This is a genomic window from Paenibacillus sp. Dod16, assembly GCF_049893405.1.
In the GTDB taxonomy this organism is placed as follows: domain Bacteria; phylum Bacillota; class Bacilli; order Paenibacillales; family Paenibacillaceae; genus Paenibacillus_AQ.
Genome location: NZ_JBNDYG010000029.1, coordinates 1 through 21,269, shown reverse-complemented (window position 1 = coordinate 21,269; position 21,269 = coordinate 1). Strand labels below are relative to the sequence as shown.

The window sequence follows — 21,269 nt, the reverse complement described above, 5'->3', positions numbered from 1 at the left end:
ATGCCCGGCAGCCGCTGAGATTTCATAATACGCTGCCGGTCGTAAACGCTTATTTAACTGAAGGATTCATTATCATCATCAGGATCGCCATGGGGATCAAGCAGGTAGCTTCCTTCGCCCCGGTTTAGGTAATCGACATATTGCGGGCTTCGTACGATAAACACCTCGGAGCCATCGATATTGGTTGCAACGAAATTTTCATACACTTCAACAAATCCGCCTTGATCATCGCCATTCTCGATATCCATCTCGTTATAACTGTCAATTTCGTTGCCTTCCGCCAGCGCAGGGGAGTTGGAGTTCCCCCAGCTTTCAACGATCTGCCAGGCGTCCTCGCCATCAAACGCAGCATAATCGTGCTCATCCATACTGGATTTTCCAAAAGCGGGGGCAAGGACTTCCTCCTCAACCGGACGATCGCGGGAGACTCGTTCGCGAGGCGTGTCCTTTACACAATATTGTGTGTCCGGGAGAACCTCCAACCGTTCGTATGGAATTGGCTGGCCGCAGGTAAGACACACGCCGTAACGGCCGTGATGAATCGCTTCAAGTGAAAAAATAACCCGCTGCAGCTCCTGATCCACCCTATCCTGGAGTGCAAGATCTTTTTCTCGTTCAAACATCTCACTTGCCAAGTCCCCGGGATGGTTATCAATATGGGACAGCTCGCCGGTCATATCTCGCTCTGATTCCCCCAGCCCATGCTGGTCGTTATATACCATGCGCCGTTCAAGCTCAACCTTTCGATCCATCAGCTTTTGTTGTAAATTATTGAGTTGCTCCTGAGTTAGATGCGACATGTCAGGCTCCTTTCATGGTCCGAAGTTGACCTTCTGGTTCATGTGTATAGAGTGCACCCATTGAGATGGTTTTACTGACGGAAAATGTTCTCGTGATTGGACAGGAATGGACGATTTCTGAGCCGCTGTGCTACAATAAGACGAGTTACGGACCGATCAGCGAGGTGATCGTCTGATTGGAGAAGACAAGAACGGAGTGACATAAACAAGTGGTGTATTATTTGATTGCATTTGTTTTATTTCTTATCGATCAGGGAACCAAGTACTTGATTGCTTCGAACCTTGAGATGTATGAACAGATCCCTGTGATTGGGGACTTCTTCCTGATTACGTCCAGCCGAAACCGGGGAGCCGCGTTTGGCATACTGCAGGATCAATTATGGTTCTTCATTATTGTGACGCTAATCGTTGTGGGCGGAATTGTCTGGTATCTGCGGAAGGTATCGAAGGAAGGACGGAAGCTGCTGCCTACCGCTCTTGCGCTCGTGCTTGGCGGGGCACTCGGAAACTTCATCGATCGCTTGTTGACGGGGGAGGTTGTCGATTTCCTGCAATTTAATTTTGGCAGCTACACATTCCCGATTTTTAATATTGCCGATTCTTGTATCGTCATCGGTGTGGGATTGATCATATTGGACACGCTTCTGGAAGGAAGACGCGAGAAGATAAAGACAACAAGTGAAGTTTCTGGCACAGAAGGGAATGAATAATGTTGCAAGACGGTATGGATACAGGTTCGGAATGGACAGGTGAAACGGGGCACGAATCGGAAGCTTTCGAATGGTTAGTGGATGCCGAATCTGCCAAAACCCGTATCGATAAATACATAACGGAGAGCCTCGGTGAGGATGTTTCGCGCTCCCAGGTACAGTTATGGATTACGGATGGACATGTTTTCGTGAATGAAGGTCCGGTTAAGTCCAATTACAAGGTGAGTCAGGGTGACCGCATCCTGCTGAAAATTCCTGAGCCATCGGCAGTAGAGATTATTCCGGAAGATATCCCGCTTGAGATCGCGTATGAAGATGCGGATGTCATTGTTGTGAATAAACCTCGAGGGATGGTGGTCCATCCGGCTCCGGGACATTCGTCAGGGACGCTTGTGAATGCGTTGATGTTTCACTGCAACGACTTATCGGGCATTAATGGGGAGCTTCGCCCCGGCATCGTCCATCGGATTGACAAGGATACGACCGGTCTGATTATGGCAGCGAAGAATGATAAAGCTCATGCTTCTCTTGCCGCCCAGCTGAAGGATCACAGCGTGAACCGCCGTTACTTGGCCTTGGTGCACGGCAACATCAGTCATGATCAAGGCACTATTGACGCTCCGATCGGCCGCGACGCGCAGGATCGTAAACTGTATACCGTCACAGACCGGAACAGCAAACATGCGGTGACTCATTTTACCGTAGTGGAACGGTTCGGGGATTACAGTCTTCTCGAGCTGAAGCTGGAGACGGGACGTACGCATCAAATCCGCGTGCATATGAAGTATATCGGCCATCCTCTCGTAGGTGATCCTGTATACGGCAAGAGCAAGGGGATTAAATTAAACGGTCAGGCGCTTCACGCCGCCATTTTGGGTTTTGTCCATCCCTCTACGGGGGAGTACATGGAGTTTTCGGCACCGATGCCGGATGATATGGAAGAACTGTTGACGATTTTAAGGGGCCGCTAGCGGTCCCTTTTTGCATTTATAGGTTTTGGGGTCCCCGCAAAGCATTTGGAATAAGCATCGAAGCATAGGCTCCACTTTGTGGGGCTATTTCTCTTGCCATCCAAACCATGGATATGTTATAGTGACGATAACTTTAATGAAGGAGGTGAGCAGGATGAATATCGTGATGGTTAACAACCGTATTAGCCAGCTGCCTATAGCTATGGCTGGCATTGTTCATGCATTTCTCTACAACGGGAGAGGTCTGTCCAATTTTAATGATACGGTTTGTACCATCGCGAGAAGTCACCTGCCTGCCTACACGGATTAAGCCTATTTAAGGCTTACTATTCTTAAGGGTCTGCGGAGCTTGCTCTGTGGGCCCTTTTTGCGTTTGCAGTCCGGTCTTCTCCTTAATTTATACGCTTTGCGAACGAGTTGAATTGTTTGCAGCAAACAGGAGGAAACCTAGAATGAATATGATCAATGTACAGAAACTGACGCAATACCACGGTGCTCATCTGGTACTGGACCAGATCTCGTTTGAAATACAGGAAGGCGAGAAGGTCGCGCTTATCGGAAGGAACGGCAGCGGAAAGTCGACGCTGATGCGCCTGCTAGCGGGTCTGGATCAGCCCAACGAAGGGCTGCTGGCCATCAAGAAGGGGGCAAAAATCGGATATTTGGAGCAAATCCCGAGCCATATGGATACCTGGACGGTGCAGGATGTACTGGCACAGGGGTTGCGTCACTTAAAGGATTACCGAGCGGAAATGACGGAGCTTGAGGAAAAAATGAGTGACCCGGACATCGCCGGAGATTCTGAGCTGCTCGATCGAGTGCTGCGGAAATACTCAGCGCTTCAGGAACGGTTTGAAACAGAGGGCGGCTATGAGCTGGAAGCAAGCATCGATAAAATCGCTACCGGGCTGCAAATACCCAAGAGTGAGTACGGATCGGCTTTTGGTTCGTTGTCGGGTGGAGAACAGACACGTGTCGTGCTGGCATCGCAGCTGATTGTACAGCCGGATTTGCTCCTGCTCGATGAACCAACCAACCATCTGGATTTAGCACGCACGGAATGGTTGGAGGAATTCTTGCGCGAATATTCGGGAACTTGCGTCATTATCTCTCACGACCGATATTTTCTGGACCGGGTGGTGTCCAAAACGATAGAGATTGAAGATGGCGAGGTTTTCACTGCTCATGGCGGCTATACTGCGTTCATGAAAGATAAGGAAGAGCGATTGCTGCAGCAGTTCGCCGAATATCAAGAGCAGCAGAAAGTTATCAAGAAGATGAAGGAATCCATCAAGCAGCTTGAAGAATTCGGCCGGATTGGCGGCAATGAGAAGTTTTTCAAGCGCGCGGCCTCCATGAGACGGGCATTAGAGCGGATGGAGCGGGTCAAGCGCCCCGTGCTGGAACGAAGACAGGCTGAGTTTGACCTGAATCCTCAGGATCGTTCCGGCCGCCGCGTGGCATACTTTGAACAAGTTGAGGTTTCCTATGGGAATCAGGCGGTGCTGAGGGGGGCATCCGGTCTAATCGAATTCGGCGAGAAAATCGCGCTGATGGGCTCGAACGGCAGCGGGAAAACAACGCTTTTTAAAGTGCTGTTGGGCGAGCTGACACCCGATTCCGGTTCGCTTGAACGGGGTTCGCGTGTCGATGTCGGTTACTTGGCTCAGCAGGAGGAACCGGACAATCCGAAGGCAACGGTGCTCCAATATTTCCGGGAGAAGGCCGGAGTCGAAGAGGGAGAAGCCCGAGGGATATTGGCAAGGTATCTGTTCTATGGCGCGTCCGTATTCAGATCGGTGGGGCAGCTGTCCGGAGGGGAATGGACACGATTGAGACTCGCGCTGCTCATCCATCAGAAGCCGAACCTGCTGCTTCTGGATGAACCCACGAACCATCTGGATATTGCCTCCCGTGAAGCGTTGGAGGATGCATTGCAGGGTTATACGGGGACCATTCTTGCCATTTCCCATGACCGTTATTTCGTGAATCAAGTGTCTCGCAAAGTGTGGGATTTAAATCAAGGGAAGCTGACGGTCTATCATGGAAATTATGATGATTTCCGGGATAAGAAAGAACGGCTTGAAGCTGAACTACAGGCAAAGGATTTATCAGCAGGGAGAGAGGGTGTCTCGAAACAGAAGGCGGAGCCGCAGCCCCAAGCGAAGGATAGCCCTGCTCTGCTTGCCAAGAACGTAAATGCGGATCGTTCTTCCGCCGAAAGGGCCAAATGGTTGGAGGAGGAAATTGCACGTATTGAGACCCGCATTCGGCAGCTTGACGTCTGGCTTGAGAGTGAAGGCGGCGATTTACACGAGGATACGGATCTGTCGCTGCTCGAGCAGCGCTGGAACGACCGAGAGCTGTTATCCGCGAGTCGTGACGAGCTCCTTGCGGAATGGCTGGATCTGACTTAAAGTACGAATTCGAATATGAACACCATATGATTTACCAGCTCCGACCAGCCGGAAAAGTACAAATCATTTGATATATAATGCATGGCTCCAGTTATGATTTTCCTGCATATTTAGGATGAGTATGAAAGCTAGAGTAGGAGATGAATACAAATCATGAGCATGGATAAATATCAGGAAACGTACATTCAACAGAACTTTGCCATCCGGATCGGTGGTGCTAATTATGGCAAAGATACAGCCATTTATAAATTCGAGAAGATCAAAAGAGCCAAGGCAGCGGCGAAGCAGGAGCATCCTGGCACGGAGCTGATCGATATGGGGGTTGGCGAGCCGGATGAGATGGCGGATGCAGGCATCGTGGCGAAGCTGGCAGAAGAAGCAGGGAAGCGGGAAAATCGCGGCTATGCGGATAACGGAATTCCCGAGTTCAAGGAAGCAGCCGTTCGCTACTTGAAGAATGTATTTGGCGTAGAAGGCATTGATGCCGCTACAGAGGTTCTTCATTCCATCGGTTCCAAGCCTGCATTGGCGATGCTGCCATCCTGCTTCATTAATCCTGGGGACATCACTATCATGACGGTTCCCGGATATCCTGTACTCGGTACGCATACCAAGTATTTGGGCGGTGAAGTTTACAATGTGGAACTGAAAAAAGAGAACGGATTTTTGCCGGATCTCAGCTCGATCCCTGAGGACATTGCCCGTCGTGCCAAACTGCTCTACCTGAACTATCCGAACAACCCGACGGGTGCCAGCGCAACGGTCGAGTTTTTCACCGAGGTCGTTGAGTGGGCCCGCAAGTATGGTGTTGTAGTTGTCCATGACGCTCCTTATGCGGCGCTGACTTACGACGGCTTGAAGCCGCTCAGCTTTCTCTCCGTCCCCGGCGCGAAGGATGTTGGCGTGGAGCTTCATTCTCTGTCCAAATCTTACAACATGACGGGATGGCGCATTGGTTTCATCGCCGGTAATCCGCTAGTGGTTAAAGCGTTTGGCGATGTGAAGGACAACAACGATTCAGGACAATTCATCGCCATTCAAAAGGCTGCCGCATACGGTCTGGACAATCCGCAAATTACGGAGAAGATCGCTGAGAAGTATTCCCGCCGCCACAATATGCTGGTGGACGTGTTGAACGGGCTTGGTTTTACAGCCGAGAAGCCGAAGGGCTCCTTCTTCCTCTACGTTGAAGCTCCAAAAGGCGTTAAAGGCGGGCGCCGTTTTGAGTCCGGCGAGGATTTCTCCCAGTATCTGATACGCGAGAAATTGATCTCCACCGTACCTTGGGATGATGCGGGACATTTCGTGCGCTTCTCCGTTACCTTTATTGCTGACGGTGAGGAAGAAGAGAAACGCGTCATTTCCGAAATTCGCAGAAGACTTAGCGATGTTGAATTTGAATTTTAGTGATATGTTATAACTCCGCTTGGTACGCGACATCATACGACTTGAATACTGTTGACATCTCCTGTAGGGTCTGTCATAATGAATTCAATCGAATAGCACCTTTAAATCAGTCCCGTGAGGCTGGCAAGGTAACGTGAACCGAGGTTCATTAACAGAAGGCATAGCTCTGTCTGCGGATAGAAACTGCGCTTTCCACACTATCTCTATGAGATCAACTCCTTGTCCAGCCGGGCAAGGAGTTTTTTTGTGTGTAATGAACTCACGGATCGTCTGAACTACAAAGGGCTAATCAAACGTTTAGAAGGAGGACTTAAGGATGAGCAACGAACAGCATGTGATTATGGACGAGACGGCCATCCGCCGCGCCCTAACGAGAATTGCCCATGAAATATTGGAAAAGAATAAGGGGATTGAGGACTGCGTCCTGGTCGGCATTCGCACACGCGGCGTGTTCCTGGCTCAGAGAATCGCTGAGCGAATGAATGAGATTGAAGGCACGCCGATTCCATGGGGAGAGATCGATGTGACTTCCTACCGCGATGACCGAGACAGCAAAGAAGCCGCTGCAGAACGGGGAGCAGGAGCGAAGCTCAGCCTGGAACATCTGAACATTCATGACAAGAAGGTTATTTTGTTCGATGACGTGCTGTACACCGGACGGACGATTCGGGCTGCGATGGATGCCCTGATGGACTGTGGACGGCCTAGAATGATACAGCTGGCGGTTCTGGCAGACCGCGGACATCGCGAACTGCCGATCCGGCCGGATTATATCGGCAAGAACGTTCCTACCTCCAAACATGAGGAAATTACGGTTGCACTAACCGAAATCGACGGCAAGGATGAAGTGACCATTAGCCAAAGAGAGGAACGATAACCATGACGACAGCCATTTCATTGAAAGAACGTAGCCTCTTAGGTTTGAAGGATATTAGCAGAGAAGAGATTGGATCGATCCTGAGTCGGGCGTCATATTGGGAAGCACAGTCCGAGAAAGTGGTGCCGGTACTTAAATCGAAATTTGCGGTTAATATGTTCTTCGAGAACAGCACCAGAACGAGATTTTCGTTTGAAATGGCTGAGAAAAGACTCGGCGCCGAGGTGATGAACTTTGCAGCGGCAGCCTCCAGCGTTGAGAAGGGCGAGTCCATCTACGATACCGTGAGGACACTGGAATCCATGGGGATCGATGCGGGCGTCATCCGGCTGAAACCCTCCGGAGTACTGCAGGAGCTGGCCAAGCGGATCTCGATCCCGCTGGTCAATGCGGGGGACGGCAACAACGAACATCCTACCCAGGCGCTGCTGGATCTGTACACGATGAAGAAATGCTTCGGAGAGCTTAAAGGATTGACGGTATCCATTATCGGGGACATCAAGCATAGTCGGGTTGCACGATCAGACCTGTGGGCACTGCAGAAGTTCGGAGCTCATGTGCAATTCTGCGCACCTGAATCGATGCAGGCACCAGAGCTAGCCCAGTATGCACCCTATGTCTCGATGGAGAAGGCACTGAAGGCAGATGTGGTGATGATGCTGAGGGTTCAGCTGGAACGCCATAACGAAGGTGTATTCAAATCCAGCGCGGAATACCGGCAGCAGTATGGTTTGACGGAAGAACGGGCGGCCAAGCTGCCCGGGCATACGATGATTATGCACCCGGCACCGGTGAACCGGAACGTTGAAATCGACGATGCGGTCGTGGAAAGTCCCAAATCGATGATATTCAAGCAGATGGCAAACGGTGTGCCGATTCGCATGGCGGTTATGGAACGGGCGATGGGCTGATTCGAAATGCGAAATACGGTGTACAGGATGAATGAATATTAATATTTATACACAAATATGAATTTTTATTATACAATATACAAAGAAGCGAACGGTGCTTCTACTGCGGAGGGGACCAAGATGCAAATGCAAGTGATAAAGAATGCCAAAGTGATCAATGAACAAGGACAGCTCGAAGATAAACATATCGTCATTGCAGACGGATTGATTCAGTCGGTTACGAGTGATCTCGCAGCTTTGCCGGAACTTGGCGAGAACGTTCAGATCATCGATGCCGAGGGCAAACTGGTCACACCGGGATTCATCGATATGCATGTGCACTTGAGAGAGCCGGGTTATGAGCACAAGGAAACGATCGAGAGCGGCAGCCGCTCGGCAGTGAAAGGCGGATTTACAACCATCGCCTGCATGCCGAACACAAGACCGGTGACCGATTCGCCGGAAACCGTGAAGCTTGTGCTGGATAAGGCTAGCGAAGCGGGGCTGGCCAAGGTGCTGCCTTACGCTGCCATTACGAAAAACGAGCTGGGCCGAGAACTGACGGATTTTGAGGCCTTGAAGGCAGCAGGTGCGATCGGGTTTACGGATGACGGCGTTGGTGTGCAGAACGCACAGATGATGAAAGATGCCATGAACCAAGCAAAAGAGCTGGGCATGCCGGTCATTGCACATTGCGAGGATGACTCGCTGGTCAAAGGGGCTTGCGTGACTGAAGGCAAGTTCGCTCAGAAGCACGGCCTGAAAGGAATACCCAACGAGTCGGAAGCAATCCATGTCGGACGGGACATACTGCTGACAGAAGCCACCGGCGTACATTACCATGTATGCCATGTGAGCACAGAGCAGTCCGTACGCTTGATCCGCCAGGCAAAAGCGATTGGCATCTCGGTAACGGCCGAGGTATGTCCGCACCATCTGGTTCTCTCTGACGAGGATATTCCCGGCCTGGATGCCAACTGGAAGATGAACCCGCCGCTGCGCACCCCGCGTGATGTGGAGGCTTGTATAGAAGGTCTGCTGGATGGAACGCTCGATATGATCGTAACGGATCATGCGCCGCACAGCGCGGAAGAGAAAGCGAAAGGCATGGAGCTTGCACCATTCGGTATCGTGGGATTCGAAACAGCATTCCCGCTGCTGTATACCCAGTTCGTTGTCACAGGAAAATGGGATCTTAGCTTGCTGGTGAAGCGGATGACAAGCGATCCGGCAAGAGTATTCGGTCTTGAATCTGGCGTGCTGGAAGCCGGTAAAGCCGCGGACCTGACGATGATTGATCTCGAAGCCGAGAAAGAAGTGAACCCGGAAGAGTTCGCAACGAAAGGCCGCAACACGCCGTTTACTGGCTGGAAGCTGAAAGGCTGGCCCGTGATGACTTGGGTGGATGGCGAAGTGAAATGGTCTGAAAAGAGCGGGTTCTAAGTAACACTTAGGCAATTGACTAATAAAATAAATTACACATAGATGACAGGAGTGATCGGGATGCAGGCAAGATTGTTACTGGAGGACGGAACGCTGTTCAGCGGAAAATCCTTCGGCGCGGATGCTGAAATGACCGGAGAGGTTGTTTTCAATACAGGGATTACAGGATATCAAGAGGTGCTGAGCGACCCGTCTTACTGTGGACAGATCGTGACCATGACGTACCCTTTGATCGGGAACTACGGCATCACGCGGGATGACTTTGAATCCATTCGACCATTTGTCCACGGATTCGTTGTTCGTCGTCATGAGCCTGTTCCTAGCAACTGGCGTGCAGAGTACAGTGTTGACAGTTTATTAAAGGAATACGGTATCCCAGGGATCAGCGAGATTGATACGCGGATGCTGACCCGAATTATTCGTCACTACGGTACGATGAAAGGGATTCTGACCACTTCAAACAAACCGGTGGAAGAGCTCAAGGAAATGCTCGGCGATACGACGATCGCTGAACTCCGCAACCAGGTGGCAAAAACCTCTACGCCGCAAATGTTTACAAGTCCGGGCTCCAAGGAGCGGATCGTTCTGGTTGACTTCGGTGCAAAAAGCGGAATTCTGCGCGAACTGACTTCCCGCGGCTGCGATGTGATGGTGGTTCCGCATGACACGACGGCTGATGAAATCCGCAGACTTCACCCGGACGGCATTCAGTTGTCCAACGGCCCTGGGGACCCGAAAGACGTTCCGTACGCGGTCGACATGGTTAAAGAACTGCTTGGCGAATATCCGATCTTCGGCATCTGCCTTGGCCACCAATTGTTTGCACTGGCTGCGGGCGCCGATACCGAGAAGCTGAAATTCGGCCACCGCGGCGGGAACCATCCGGTAAAAGAGCTTGCCAGCGGACGCTGCTACATCACTTCCCAAAATCATGGATATACCGTAAACGAAGAATCCATCAAAGGGACGGATCTGGAAGTTACGCATATTAACAATAACGATAAAACGATCGAAGGCTTGAAGCACACGAAATTCCCGGCCTTCTCCGTGCAATATCATCCTGAAGCTGCGCCTGGTCCGCACGACAGCAGCTATCTGTTCGATCAATTCCTTGAGATGATAAGAGACCATAAACAGAATGAAATCCGGAAACCGCGCCAGGCGGTTCTGGCCGCAGCCGTGAAAGGAGCTCATTAATATGCCTAAAAATGATACATTGAAAAAAATTCTCGTCATCGGCTCCGGTCCGATTGTCATCGGGCAAGCAGCGGAATTCGACTACGCTGGAACACAGGCTTGCCAAGCATTAAAAGAAGAAGGTATCGAGGTTGTGCTGATCAACAGCAACCCGGCGACCATCATGACCGACACAAACATGGCGGATAAAGTATATATCGAGCCGATTACGCTCGACTTTGTTACACAGATCATCCGTCAAGAGCGTCCGGACGGTTTGCTCCCGACGCTTGGAGGGCAAACGGGCCTGAACATGGCAGTTGAGCTTGCACGCGCCGGTATTCTGGAGCAGGAGAATGTGAAGCTGCTCGGAACGCAGCTGGAGTCCATCGAGAAAGCCGAAGACCGCGATCTGTTCCGTGATCTGATGCGCGAACTCGATCAGCCCGTACCGGAAAGCACCATCGTAACGACTCTGGAAGAAGCGCTTGATTTCGCGAATGAGATCGGTTATCCGGTGATCGTGCGTCCGGCATACACGCTCGGAGGCACCGGCGGCGGTATTTGCGCAACCGAAGAGGAACTGCGCGAAACGGTGAGCTCCGGACTTCGCTACAGCCCGATCACACAATGTTTGATCGAGAAGAGCATCGCGGGAATGAAAGAAGTCGAGTATGAGGTTATGCGCGACGCAAACGATAACTGCATCGTGGTATGTAACATGGAGAACTTTGATCCGGTCGGCGTTCATACCGGCGACAGCATCGTCGTGGCGCCAAGCCAAACGCTGTCCGATCGCGAGTATCAAATGCTCAGATCGGCATCGCTGAAAATCATCCGTGCCCTGAACATCGAGGGCGGATGTAACGTGCAATTCGCGCTGGATCCAAACAGCTATCAATATTATGTCATCGAGGTAAACCCTCGCGTCAGCCGCTCTTCTGCCCTTGCTTCCAAGGCAACGGGTTACCCGATCGCGAAGATGGCAGCAAAAATCGCGATGGGTTACACCCTGGACGAGATCGTCAACCCGGTAACGGGACAGACCTATGCTTGTTTTGAGCCTACGCTGGACTATATCGTCAGCAAAATTCCACGCTGGCCATTCGACAAGTTCATCCATGCTAACCGGAAGCTGGGAACTCAGATGAAGGCCACAGGCGAGGTGATGGCGATTGGCCGTACTTTCGAAGAATCGATCCATAAAGCGGTTCGCTCTCTGGAGATCGGCGTGCACCGACTCTACTTGAAAGGCGCGAACGAGCTGAGTGATGAAGTGCTCCAGCAGCGTCTGATTAAAGCCGACGATGAGCGGATGTTCTTGATCGCGGAAGCATTCCGCCGGGGGTATGGACTTCAGCAGATTCAGGACCTGACGAAGATCGACTGGTGGTTCCTGGACAAAATCGAACGCCTGATTAAGTATGAAGAGCACATTCGCAGCGAAGCGGCACTGACATACGAAACGCTGTACGAAGCGAAGCGGCTCGGTTTTACGGATCGCGCTATAGCTGAGCTGCGCGCGGAAGGCAATGCCAGCACGCACACAACCGAGGAGTCGATCGGATTCCTGCGTCGCGAGCATGGATTGCGCCCGGTTTACAAAATGGTCGATACTTGCGCGGCGGAGTTTGAAGCAACGACACCGTACTACTACTCGACGTACGAAACCGAGAATGAAGTGATCGAATCCGCCAAGGAGAAGGTCATCGTACTGGGCTCCGGACCGATCCGGATCGGTCAGGGAATCGAGTTCGACTACTCCACGGTGCACGCTGTATGGGCGATCCAGAAGGCGGGATACGAAGCAGTTATCATTAACAACAACCCGGAGACCGTCTCCACTGACTTTAATACGTCGGACCGACTCTACTTCGAACCGCTTTTCCTCGAAGATGTCATGAACGTCATTGAGCAGGAGAAACCGATCGGTGTCATCGTACAGTTTGGCGGGCAGACAGCTATTAACCTCGCTGAGCCGCTGAGCAAGGCGGGCGTGAAGATTCTGGGTACCAGCTTGGAAAGCATTGACGAAGCCGAGGACCGTAAAAAATTCGAAGCGCTTCTGTCCAGACTGGAGATTGCTCAACCGAAAGGAAAAACGGTAACTTCGGTTGATGATGCTGTAGAAACCGCGCAATCGCTGGGATATCCTGTTTTGGTAAGACCATCTTATGTACTCGGTGGACGCGCCATGGAGATTGTATACTCCGACAGCGAACTGCTGAGTTACATGAAAGAGGCGGTTAAGATCAACCCGGATCATCCGGTTCTGATCGACCGTTACATGATGGGTAAAGAAGTGGAAGTAGACGCGATCTGTGATGGCGAGACGGTGCTGATTCCAGGCATCATGGAGCATGTAGAACGCGCAGGCGTTCACTCCGGCGACTCGATTGCGGTATATCCTCCTCAGTACTTGTCCCAGGATCTGAAGGACAAGATTGCGGAAATTACGATCAAGATTGCCAAAGAGCTGAATACACGCGGACTTGTTAACATCCAGTTCGTTATCTATAAAAATGAAGTGTACGTAATCGAAGTAAATCCGCGTTCTTCCCGGACGGTTCCGTTCCTGAGCAAGGTCACAGGCATCCCGATGGCCAACCTGGCAACACAGGCGATCATGGGCGGCAAGCTGAAGGAGCTTGGATACGAGGAAGGCATGTGGCCGGAAAGCGAACATGTATCGGTTAAAGTACCGGTGTTCTCCTTTGCTAAACTTCGCCGCGTTGAGCCTACCCTTGGACCGGAAATGAAGTCTACCGGTGAGGTTATGGGCCGAGACGTGAAGTATGCCAAAGCGCTGTACAAAGGTCTGATCGGTGCAGGCATGAAAATTCCTTCAACAGGAGCGATCATCGCTACCATCGCAGATAAGGATAAAGCCGAAGCTGCAGCACTGCTGAAAGGCTTCCATAAGCTTGGCTATAAAATCATCGCAACAGGCGGCACGGCAGCAGCATTGAAGGAAGCGGGCCTTGATGTGACCACCATTCATAAGCTGTCCGAGGGAACGCCGAACATTCTGGATATGATCCGCACAGGTGAAGCCAACTTCGTCTTTAACACATTGACCAAAGGTAAAACGCCGCAGCGTGACGGATTCCGAATTCGCCGTGAAGCGGTTGAAAACGGTGTGGTATGTATGACCTCGCTCGATACGGTTCGTGAGCTTCTGACGATGCTGGAGACCATCAACTTCTCCTCTGAAGCAATGCCGGTTGTTTAATCGAGAAGGAGGGGTATAGATGAGCGCCAGCTACAATGAAATGGCGGGCCGCCTGATGGTGGCCCTGGATTACCCGGATGCCCAGCGCGCAAAAGCATTGGTGCAGCAGCTGGAGGGCATCCCGTGTTATATGAAGGTCGGCATGCAGCTGTTCTACGCAGCCGGTCCGGATTTTGTCAAGGAATTGAAAGCAAAAGGTTATTCTGTATTTTTGGATGTGAAGATGCATGATATTCCGAACACGGTAAAAGGCGGGGCGAACAGCGTAACGCGGCTGGGTGTGGACATGTTTAATGTCCATGCCGGCGGCGGGGCTCTCATGATGCAGGCGGCAAAAGCCGGGGCGGAGGCCGCAGTGGCGGACACCCCGGGTCTTGCCATGCCTACCATCATTGCGGTAACCCAGTTGACTAGTACGAGTCAGGATGTCATGAATAACGAAATCGGTATCCCGGGCTCGGTAGAAGATGCGGTCGTACGATATGCGAAGCTGGCTCAGCAAGCCGGGCTGCATGGCGTCGTCGCTTCATCGCTTGAAGTGGAGGCCATAACATCCGCATGCGGACAAGCGTTTAAGACCGTTATACCAGGTATTCGTCCGGCCGGTGCGGATATCGGAGACCAGGCACGGGTTCTTACACCAGGGGAAGCCATCCGCAAGGGCAGTCATTATCTGGTTGTCGGCCGCCCGATTACGGAATCCCCGAACCCGAGACAAGCAGCAGAACAGATTATTGAGGAGATGATTCAAGCATGAGTACACTCGCGAATATTCCACATCAGATCGCATCTTACTTGCTGAAGATTGAGGCCGTTTCCCTTAGGCCCCATCAGCCGTTTACATGGACGTCGGGAATTAAGTCCCCGATCTACTGTGATAATCGCTTGACGATGTCTTTTCCCGAGATTCGCGACTACATTGCTGAATCGTTCGCAGCCGTCATCCGGGAGCAATATCCGGAGGCCGAGGCCATTGCCGGTACGGCCACAGCCGGGATTCCGCATGCGGCCTTTGTATCCCAGAAGATGAATCTGCCAATGTCTTATATTCGGGACAAAGCAAAGGGCCATGGCAAGGAAAACCTGATCGAAGGCTTGATCAAGCCCGGTCAAAAGGTGGTTGTGATCGAGGATCTGATCTCCACGGGCGGCAGCTCGCTAAAAGCGGCGCAAGCGGTCAAGGATGCAGGTGCGGAGCCGCTGGCGGTATTGGCTATTTTCAGCTACCAGCTGGATAAAGCAGTGCAAGCCTTCGCCGAAGCTGGGATTCCGCTGCAGAGCTTGTCCAACTACGGAGCGCTGATTGAAGTTGCGCTATCCGAGAATCGGATTCAGGAACAGGATGTGGAGCTTCTTCAATCCTGGAGATCGAATCCTGCTTCCTTTGGTGTGTAAACAACGTATACAAGCTAGGATAATCCGGCTGTCGCCTTTGTGAGTTATCGCAGAGCGGCAGCTTTTTTATATTCCAAAGCCAAAGATAATCCCCGGAGGATGCCGGGTTGACAGCGGATGGCTGGATCGTTACATTAGGACTGTACGCGGCTGCAGCCAGCTATCGGTGTCCTTATGCTTATATAGAAGGGATTTAGTCTAACAGATGAATGCAAAGAAAGAAGCAGTGCTTGAAGCCGGGAAGCGGTTGTTCATGGAGCAGGGGATTTTGCAGACGAGCATGGAGCAGATTGCCGAAGCGGTCCCCGTTTCCAAAATGACGATTTATAACTACTATCAGAGCAAAGAGGGCTTATTGGAGCATGTGGTGGACCGGATGGTCGAGGAGCTCATGGCGCTATACCGTGATATTATGGATCAGGCAAAAGATCCGCTTGAGGCGTTAAAGGTCTTTTACAGGGATCAGGACAAATTTTCGGCGTTGGTATCCCAGAAATTTGTGGCGGATCTGGCCAAATTCCCGGAGCAGATGGACAAGCTGCTTCAATTCAACCAGAAATTCGTTGTTCCGGAATTCGAAATGCTGATCTTTAAAGGCCAGCAGCTTGGACAGATACGGAAAGATATCTCTCCCCAGGTACTGGTCGCCTTCCTGACTTTCATCAAGGAATTTACGGCACGGACCGAATGGTACCATGGTTTGGGAAGCTTGAACGCGGTCAGTGAACAGCTGATGACGATTCTATATCACGGAATTATCCAGCAGGAAGATCCGACTAATCTAATATGAGTATAAGAACATTCCAGAGGTGATTTCGATCCGGGAATGTTTTTTTTATAATTTTATTGATGAATCGTTTGAAGATCGGCTGATTTGGGTATATGTTCCTATAAATTTAGGGCCACGACTTGGTAGAGGGGAAGGAGACGTCTCACCTATAATAGTAATGATAACCTCAGATTTAAACACAAAATAGGCGGGACTGACCGTAAGGAGGAGAGATCTTTGGAAGTTTCATCCAGGATCAAACTGACCGGCAAACAATTCTTTGTACTAACCGGCATCGTCGGTGCGCGGGCTGTCATTGGGTTAGAGGACCCTTTTCGCGGAACGCTGGCCGAGGAGATGCCTGTAGAGGTGGCCAAGATTGAGCAGGAGCTGCAGGAGAAAGGATTGATCGATACGGCGGGTAACGAGCCGGTTCTTGTGCAGGAACTGCTGGAATACATAGAAGTATGCAGCCGGACCCTGTTAACGATACATATGAGGGTGTCCGGTTCCGACGAAGCGCAGAAGGAGTGTTTCATTTATTACAGCTCAAGTCTGGTTGTAAGGGCCGATATTGAAAGCGGGCCTGACGGAGCGAGAGTCTATGTGCTGGAAGCGCTGGGAACCCCTTCGGAGGCTTGGCTTAAAATCATCAGTCACCTGCAGCTGGAGGATAGGAAGAACCGGGATACAGCTCCATTGGCTATGCCTAAAGGCTGGTTCCAGCAATGGATGAGTGCCGAGCAAGGGGAGCAGGAGCCTCGGAAGTATTTGCTTGCACAAGGCTACCCGGAATCGGTCGTTTCCGCCTTGGCCGAAAGCGTCAGCCATCCAGAGAGATATGCAACCTTCACAGCGTACTATTGCCCGGATCTGAACTGTAGAATACAGGGAATCGAACTGTTGAGAGGACAGCATTCCAACTGGCTGATTCGCAATGAAGGCGAAGAGGATCAAATTTGGGGCGCCACGGTAACGGAAATTTTTCGGGAGCTTGGCGCGGTCATTGAGCGCATTAAGTGAGAAAGGGCTGCATCATGATCCTGTACTTTCAAGTTATACCTTCTCGATCAACGATATGGAGGATTAGTTATGACTAAAATACGTGTGGTACCTGACATGCTGAACCAGCAAGGAGCAGCGTTATCTGATATTGCACGAGAAGTTCAGCAGCTTCAGGAGCGCATGCAGCAGCGTATCCAGAGCATGTCCTGGGAGACGCGTCATCGTGCCCAGGTCGAACAGCGCCTGGCCCAATGCAGGGCCGCTTGCCAGTCGGTGGTTAGCCGTCTGGAGCAAAATCGAGGGCAGCTGGTGAAAAAGGCGGGTGATTTTTCGCAGACGGATCAATCGCTCGGCAGCAATCTCAACTTCGGCAAGCAATCGGTTGCCCAGGTTAGTCCGCATCTGCTGCTTCAGGCGAGTCTGGCACAGAACGGGAACAAGAACACGCACCCGCCCGTGACGGCAGCGGGGGTTGAATTCAATGCGCTTGCGCCTTTCGGCGGAACGGCGGATCAATGGAAGAGTAATCCGCTAGCGGCCGCAGGGGTATTGTTCGGAACGGCAACGGCATCGGGTACGATGTACAAATACTGGGATATGTACCGGAACGGCTTTGGCGTGTGGCTTGAGAAAGACAAGCTCGGCAATATGCGAGCCAATGTGACGAACGGGATGCTGGCTAATATCCGCAAAAAATCCTATGCCGAATACAACTGGCGGAATCACCCCCGAATCCCGAAATACGTCCTACCCGGCGCGGCTGTTAAAGACTCGCTAAGCTGGAAGGGCGGTAAACTTGGTTATGCAGGCATCGCCATGCAAACGGTGGGAAATCTGGTGACGAATATCAACGAGAACAAGAGCGGGGCAAAGATAGCCGGAGATGCTGTAGTTGATGTGGGTGTCGGTGTGGGTACCGTCGTGGCATCCGCTGCGGCTGGCGCTAAGGCAGGCGCGCTGATTGGGACAGCAGTGGGCGGTCCGATTGGCACCCTTGCGGGTGCGGCCATCGGTTTCGGCGTATCGGTGGGTGCTTCCTATGTTATGGACGGCATCAAGTTTACGGATTTTGACGGGGACGGGAAGAAAGATACCGTAACCGAAGGATTGAAAATGGGGGCGGAGAAGATAGGTTCAACGATTGCCGGATGGTTCAAATAAAGGGAGTGTCATGGATGAGCGCAAAGATTTCAGAGGAAGAACAGTTTCATTTCCGGCTGATCCCCGCCGAGCAGATACGGGGCGGCATCGTTTGTTTTTTATTCATTATGCTGATCCCTGCGCTGGTCACGCTGGCAGCGCCGGTGATGTCGGTATATATGTATGTGGCTGCGGCGGTGTGGGTGGTTATGCTGCTATGGGGAATTGGCCTGAGTGCAAATCCGTACCGGTCTGAGGTCGGTTTTGTGCTGTATTTGGGAATTTACGGACTGGCTCTGGCGGTCACTTGTCAGATCGCTATCCTCAAAATGATGTATGACATGGCCGGAGTTGAATCGATTCTATATGGGCTTAGTTCGGCAGCGGTGATGCTTCTGCTTCTCCTTGTGTTTTATGTGCTGCATTTTAGAGCGCTGCAGCAAGGCACCTACCAGTCTATGGAGCGCAATGGCAGCGTCGGTAAAGCGGGCAAAGCGGCCTTACTGTTTGCGGCTATAGGTTATACGGCTTATTACGTCGTGGTGGAGGTAACCGGCGATCTCGGCGGATTTGTAATGGGCATGGCGGCTTTTTCCGTGTTGTTGATTCTCGGTCTGTACATGGCCGTTGTTTTCATTCATCGGTATATGTTCATCCAGAACAACATGGATAAGCTAAAAGCTCATTATCCCGTATTGGGATTGCCGAAGGAGCAGCGGAACGCCGCGTTTCTGAATAAAATGAATCAGGGACGTACGCCTGCGGCACCGCACCGGAAGAGCAAGAAAAGGAGAGGGTAGTTATGACGCAGCAGCTGCTGCCAAACGGATCGATTGTCATTTTGAAAGAAGGCGAGAAGAAGCTCGTGATCTATGGTCGAAAGCAAATTCTGGCGCTTGATCAGCCGCAAATGTTCGACTATTTAGCTTGTCCATATCCGGAAGGTTATGTCAGCCCGGAGTTTGCCTACGTCTTTAATCATGAGGATATCCAGGAGATTATATTTACCGGTTACCAGGACGAAGAGGAAGAACAGTTTCAGATCGTACTGGCTGAGACGAAGCCTACATAACAAACGAGAAGATACCTATAAAGGGAGGAGTGAGGTAGATCCATGTCAGGACGCATAGAGGTATCCCCCGAGGAGCTGCGCCGCGCTGCGGCAGACATTCGAAGCGGGAGTGACTACGGCGGAGAATTGGTCGCCCGATTGTCCCAGGTCATTGAAACGTTGAATGCCGAATGGGAGGGCGTTTCCCAGCAGCGGTTTCGTACGGAGGCCGAGGAGACAAAGGCGCAGCTGATGAATTTCATCCAGATGATGAATTCGATGGAGCAGGAGCTTATGAGCATTGCCGCCCGGTTTGCGGAGGCTGACGGCCAATAGGCGCGGTTTACCTAAGGTGACAATCAATCGTATCCGTATCACGATGTGGTAAGGGTATGGCTGATTGTTTTTTTATCGGGAGATCGTGAAGAAGTTTATTGATCTGTGTTTTTTTTGTGGAAGAATGGACATAATATGACAGCATTACATTATCATTCGGGTAAGGAGTCGCATAGGATGAATTGGGTATATTACGGAAAGCTGTATACAAGCAAATTTCAGGCAGGGTGCTTTGCTAAACGTTTGGAGCAGGATGGCTGGCTGTTCGGGTATCATGATCCGCGGATGGTGGAGGTTTACCGTTCCAAAAAGGGCCGTTATGGCGTGCGGTTTATGCCTTGAGGAAATTCCATTAAAACAGTACTTGACTTGATGTAGGGTTATGGTGTATATTTATTCTTGTCGCTGTTTGATACAGCATTGACGCGGGGTGGAGCAGTTCGGTAGCTCGTCGGGCTCATAACCCGAAGGCCGCAGGTTCAAATCCTGCCCCCGCAACCAATTTTTAAACGATGTATGTATGACGTCCTTATGTTTATGTGTACATGTATGTTCAGGGCCCTTAGCTCAGTTGGTTAGAGCGGTCGGCTCATAACCGACTGGTCGGGGGTTCGAGTCCCTCAGGGCCCACTTTATCGAAAACCCTTGCGATGCAAGGGTTTTTTGCTGTTTATAGGGCTGTTTAGTTGCATGAAAAACTATGGTGAAGAAGTAGGGAACTTTGATTTGCTAACGCATTTGCTAACGGCAGCTATTTATCCACAGGATCCAGAGATTAAAATGACTTTTCCACTTAAAGCAGCGTTACCGAAATTTGGTGTTCCTAAGTAACAGTGATGAGTTGATCCCTGCTCTATCTCCAAATCCAAGAATAGCACTTAAGTAAGGTGTTCTTGAATACTAAGGAATGCTGCGAAAATGACACCCTTTCTATCGTTAAAAAAATACTTTTAACCTAAGGGTCATTTCTTTGGCGCCGTTGAATGATTGCTTTTTCCCTCTTTCGTTTTCAAATTTATATAGAGAAGAATGCTCCCAAAGAAAGATATTTCAACTGCACCAGTAAAAATCCGCATTAAATGTGTTTCTTTGAAATCAAATAAGATATGCCCCATACAGTATAAAGCCGAAAGAACCATAACCCATCGAAGTATTGCTTTTTTCATCAGTAGTCACCTCTTATTTAAGACAATTATACTTCAAGCAGTAGAACAACTGTCTTTATATTTTATTAAATATCGTCCGAAACATCCCTGACGTCGTCCATTTTCAAAATTTAACCGCCCCCGGATTGTCGGATTGTCGGATTCAAATATTCAAAAGTTTTGTCCTCACCCGTTACAAGAGAGCGACTATCTGTATTAAAAACATACAGGACCAATTAGTGTTAATGTTTGATTTGGAGTAGGCCCTAAAAGGGCATTAATAACATATTGAGATATGTTAGAATATCAACTAGATTGGAGGGACTATCTATTTGAGCATTTTGCATAATTCGAAAATTGACGTAAAGACAACAGGATCCAATAAGGATCAAGCTTATATGGTGGCTCCATTCTAAAAATGGACAGACCTGCAGAATTTTGCCGTTTCTATTTTTTAAACTGCTATTTTGTCTATTTTTTAAACTGCTATTTTGTTCTTTTTACC

22 protein-coding genes and 2 tRNA genes are annotated in these 21,269 nt (G+C 50.6%); 22 read left to right on the top strand and 2 right to left on the bottom strand.

The annotated features are described in order from the left end of the window. Nucleotides 1-53 precede the first annotated feature (53 nt). Entirely contained in the window at nt 54-800 is a 747-nt protein-coding gene (locus tag ACPV3A_RS20725; protein WP_220686031.1) for a TraR/DksA C4-type zinc finger protein, read from the bottom strand. 209 nt (nt 801-1,009) lie between these two features. Between ACPV3A_RS20725 and lspA the strand changes: the two genes are divergently transcribed. From lspA to ACPV3A_RS20615, 22 genes are all read left to right on the top strand, one after another. Then, complete coding sequence (gene lspA, locus ACPV3A_RS20720) at nt 1,010-1,510, top strand: signal peptidase II (RefSeq protein ID WP_194541678.1); 501 nt, start codon at nt 1,010-1,012, stop codon at nt 1,508-1,510. Next, entirely contained in the window at nt 1,510-2,481 is a 972-nt protein-coding gene (locus tag ACPV3A_RS20715) for an RluA family pseudouridine synthase (protein ID WP_194541679.1), read from the top strand. Before lspA ends, ACPV3A_RS20715 begins: the two co-directional genes overlap by 1 nt. Nucleotides 2,482-2,635: 154 nt before the next feature. Further along, nucleotides 2,636-2,791, top strand: a complete 156-nt coding sequence (locus ACPV3A_RS20710) for a hypothetical protein (protein WP_194541680.1) — start codon at nt 2,636-2,638, stop codon at nt 2,789-2,791. 142 nt (nt 2,792-2,933) lie between these two features. After that, nucleotides 2,934-4,898: a ribosomal protection-like ABC-F family protein gene (abc-f, locus tag ACPV3A_RS20705; protein WP_426200922.1), complete on the top strand. Its 1,965-nt coding sequence runs from the start codon at nt 2,934-2,936 to the stop codon at nt 4,896-4,898. Between the two features lie 153 nt (nt 4,899-5,051). After that, entirely contained in the window at nt 5,052-6,305 is a 1,254-nt protein-coding gene (locus ACPV3A_RS20700; protein ID WP_220686028.1) for an LL-diaminopimelate aminotransferase, read from the top strand. Between the two features lie 316 nt (nt 6,306-6,621). Then, a complete protein-coding gene (gene pyrR, locus ACPV3A_RS20695; protein ID WP_113057195.1) occupies nt 6,622-7,182 on the top strand; it encodes a bifunctional pyr operon transcriptional regulator/uracil phosphoribosyltransferase PyrR in 561 nt (186 codons plus the stop codon). Between the two features lie 2 nt (nt 7,183-7,184). Next, nucleotides 7,185-8,093: an aspartate carbamoyltransferase catalytic subunit gene (locus tag ACPV3A_RS20690; protein ID WP_339222823.1), complete on the top strand. Its 909-nt coding sequence runs from the start codon at nt 7,185-7,187 to the stop codon at nt 8,091-8,093. Nucleotides 8,094-8,213: 120 nt separating this feature from the next. After that, a complete protein-coding gene (locus ACPV3A_RS20685) occupies nt 8,214-9,515 on the top strand; it encodes a dihydroorotase (RefSeq protein WP_426200919.1) in 1,302 nt (433 codons plus the stop codon). A 60-nt stretch (nt 9,516-9,575) separates the two neighbouring features. Further along, entirely contained in the window at nt 9,576-10,712 is a 1,137-nt protein-coding gene (locus tag ACPV3A_RS20680) for a carbamoyl phosphate synthase small subunit (protein ID WP_194541684.1), read from the top strand. A 1-nt stretch (nt 10,713) separates the two neighbouring features. After that, nucleotides 10,714-13,923, top strand: coding sequence for a carbamoyl-phosphate synthase large subunit (carB, locus tag ACPV3A_RS20675; protein ID WP_194541685.1), 3,210 nt, complete (start codon nt 10,714-10,716; stop codon nt 13,921-13,923). A 19-nt stretch (nt 13,924-13,942) separates the two neighbouring features. Continuing rightward, entirely contained in the window at nt 13,943-14,680 is a 738-nt protein-coding gene (gene pyrF / locus ACPV3A_RS20670) for an orotidine-5'-phosphate decarboxylase (protein ID WP_220686025.1), read from the top strand. Further along, nucleotides 14,677-15,318 (top strand): orotate phosphoribosyltransferase, encoded by a 642-nt coding sequence (gene pyrE, locus ACPV3A_RS20665; protein WP_194541687.1) that lies wholly within the window; start codon nt 14,677-14,679, stop codon nt 15,316-15,318. The genes pyrF and pyrE overlap by 4 nt, the downstream gene beginning before the upstream one ends. Before the next feature lie 205 nt (nt 15,319-15,523). Beyond that, nucleotides 15,524-16,108, top strand: a complete 585-nt coding sequence (locus tag ACPV3A_RS20660) for a TetR/AcrR family transcriptional regulator (RefSeq protein ID WP_220686024.1) — start codon at nt 15,524-15,526, stop codon at nt 16,106-16,108. Between the two features lie 216 nt (nt 16,109-16,324). After that, nucleotides 16,325-17,110 carry a hypothetical protein gene (locus ACPV3A_RS20655; RefSeq protein WP_426200915.1) on the top strand — a complete coding sequence of 262 codons (786 nt, stop codon included), beginning with the start codon at nt 16,325-16,327 and terminating at the stop codon, nt 17,108-17,110. Between the two features lie 69 nt (nt 17,111-17,179). After that, the gene (locus tag ACPV3A_RS20650; RefSeq protein WP_426200913.1) at nt 17,180-18,253 is read left to right on the top strand and encodes a WXG100 family type VII secretion target; all 1,074 of its coding nucleotides are present in this window, start codon (nt 17,180-17,182) and stop codon (nt 18,251-18,253) included. Between the two features lie 14 nt (nt 18,254-18,267). Next, entirely contained in the window at nt 18,268-19,032 is a 765-nt protein-coding gene (locus ACPV3A_RS20645; protein WP_426200911.1) for a hypothetical protein, read from the top strand. A gap of 2 nt (nt 19,033-19,034) precedes the next feature. Then, nucleotides 19,035-19,304, top strand: coding sequence for a DUF4176 domain-containing protein (locus ACPV3A_RS20640; RefSeq protein WP_194541692.1), 270 nt, complete (start codon nt 19,035-19,037; stop codon nt 19,302-19,304). Nucleotides 19,305-19,346: 42 nt separating this feature from the next. Then, nucleotides 19,347-19,619, top strand: a complete 273-nt coding sequence (locus tag ACPV3A_RS20635; protein WP_071223018.1) for a WXG100 family type VII secretion target — start codon at nt 19,347-19,349, stop codon at nt 19,617-19,619. A gap of 177 nt (nt 19,620-19,796) precedes the next feature. Next, on the top strand, nt 19,797-19,961 hold the full coding sequence (locus ACPV3A_RS20630) for a hypothetical protein (protein ID WP_164817394.1): 165 nt from the start codon (nt 19,797-19,799) through the stop codon (nt 19,959-19,961). 82 nt (nt 19,962-20,043) lie between these two features. Beyond that, nucleotides 20,044-20,120 (top strand) — tRNA-Met (locus ACPV3A_RS20625). A gap of 55 nt (nt 20,121-20,175) precedes the next feature. Continuing rightward, nucleotides 20,176-20,249: transfer RNA gene (locus tag ACPV3A_RS20620), tRNA-Ile, on the top strand. Between the two features lie 60 nt (nt 20,250-20,309). Further along, nucleotides 20,310-20,450 carry a hypothetical protein gene (locus tag ACPV3A_RS20615; protein ID WP_426200908.1) on the top strand — a complete coding sequence of 47 codons (141 nt, stop codon included), beginning with the start codon at nt 20,310-20,312 and terminating at the stop codon, nt 20,448-20,450. 131 nt (nt 20,451-20,581) lie between these two features. On the opposite strand, the gene ACPV3A_RS20610 is transcribed toward ACPV3A_RS20615, so the two are convergent. After that, nucleotides 20,582-20,785 (bottom strand): hypothetical protein, encoded by a 204-nt coding sequence (locus ACPV3A_RS20610; protein WP_194541693.1) that lies wholly within the window; start codon nt 20,783-20,785, stop codon nt 20,582-20,584. Nucleotides 20,786-21,269: the final 484 nt, after the last annotated feature.

Bases quoted from the DNA above. Each gene is read 5' to 3' on its own strand.
- ACPV3A_RS20725 (WP_220686031.1), bottom strand. From the start codon at position 800: ATGTCGCATCTAACTCAGGAGCAACTCAATAATTTACAACAAAAGCTG.
- ACPV3A_RS20715 (WP_194541679.1), top strand. From the start codon at position 1,510: ATGTTGCAAGACGGTATGGATACAGGTTCGGAATGGACAGGTGAAACG.
- ACPV3A_RS20710 (WP_194541680.1), top strand. From the start codon at position 2,636: ATGAATATCGTGATGGTTAACAACCGTATTAGCCAGCTGCCTATAGCT.
- abc-f (WP_426200922.1), top strand. From the start codon at position 2,934: ATGAATATGATCAATGTACAGAAACTGACGCAATACCACGGTGCTCAT.
- ACPV3A_RS20700 (WP_220686028.1), top strand. From the start codon at position 5,052: ATGAGCATGGATAAATATCAGGAAACGTACATTCAACAGAACTTTGCC.
- pyrR (WP_113057195.1), top strand. From the start codon at position 6,622: ATGAGCAACGAACAGCATGTGATTATGGACGAGACGGCCATCCGCCGC.
- ACPV3A_RS20690 (WP_339222823.1), top strand. From the start codon at position 7,185: ATGACGACAGCCATTTCATTGAAAGAACGTAGCCTCTTAGGTTTGAAG.
- ACPV3A_RS20685 (WP_426200919.1), top strand. From the start codon at position 8,214: ATGCAAATGCAAGTGATAAAGAATGCCAAAGTGATCAATGAACAAGGA.
- ACPV3A_RS20680 (WP_194541684.1), top strand. From the start codon at position 9,576: ATGCAGGCAAGATTGTTACTGGAGGACGGAACGCTGTTCAGCGGAAAA.
- carB (WP_194541685.1), top strand. From the start codon at position 10,714: ATGCCTAAAAATGATACATTGAAAAAAATTCTCGTCATCGGCTCCGGT.
- pyrF (WP_220686025.1), top strand. From the start codon at position 13,943: ATGAGCGCCAGCTACAATGAAATGGCGGGCCGCCTGATGGTGGCCCTG.
- pyrE (WP_194541687.1), top strand. From the start codon at position 14,677: ATGAGTACACTCGCGAATATTCCACATCAGATCGCATCTTACTTGCTG.
- ACPV3A_RS20660 (WP_220686024.1), top strand. From the start codon at position 15,524: ATGAATGCAAAGAAAGAAGCAGTGCTTGAAGCCGGGAAGCGGTTGTTC.
- ACPV3A_RS20650 (WP_426200913.1), top strand. From the start codon at position 17,180: ATGACTAAAATACGTGTGGTACCTGACATGCTGAACCAGCAAGGAGCA.
- ACPV3A_RS20645 (WP_426200911.1), top strand. From the start codon at position 18,268: ATGAGCGCAAAGATTTCAGAGGAAGAACAGTTTCATTTCCGGCTGATC.
- ACPV3A_RS20640 (WP_194541692.1), top strand. From the start codon at position 19,035: ATGACGCAGCAGCTGCTGCCAAACGGATCGATTGTCATTTTGAAAGAA.
- ACPV3A_RS20635 (WP_071223018.1), top strand. From the start codon at position 19,347: ATGTCAGGACGCATAGAGGTATCCCCCGAGGAGCTGCGCCGCGCTGCG.
- ACPV3A_RS20630 (WP_164817394.1), top strand. From the start codon at position 19,797: ATGAATTGGGTATATTACGGAAAGCTGTATACAAGCAAATTTCAGGCA.
- ACPV3A_RS20615 (WP_426200908.1), top strand. From the start codon at position 20,310: ATGAAAAACTATGGTGAAGAAGTAGGGAACTTTGATTTGCTAACGCAT.
- ACPV3A_RS20610 (WP_194541693.1), bottom strand. From the start codon at position 20,785: ATGAAAAAAGCAATACTTCGATGGGTTATGGTTCTTTCGGCTTTATAC.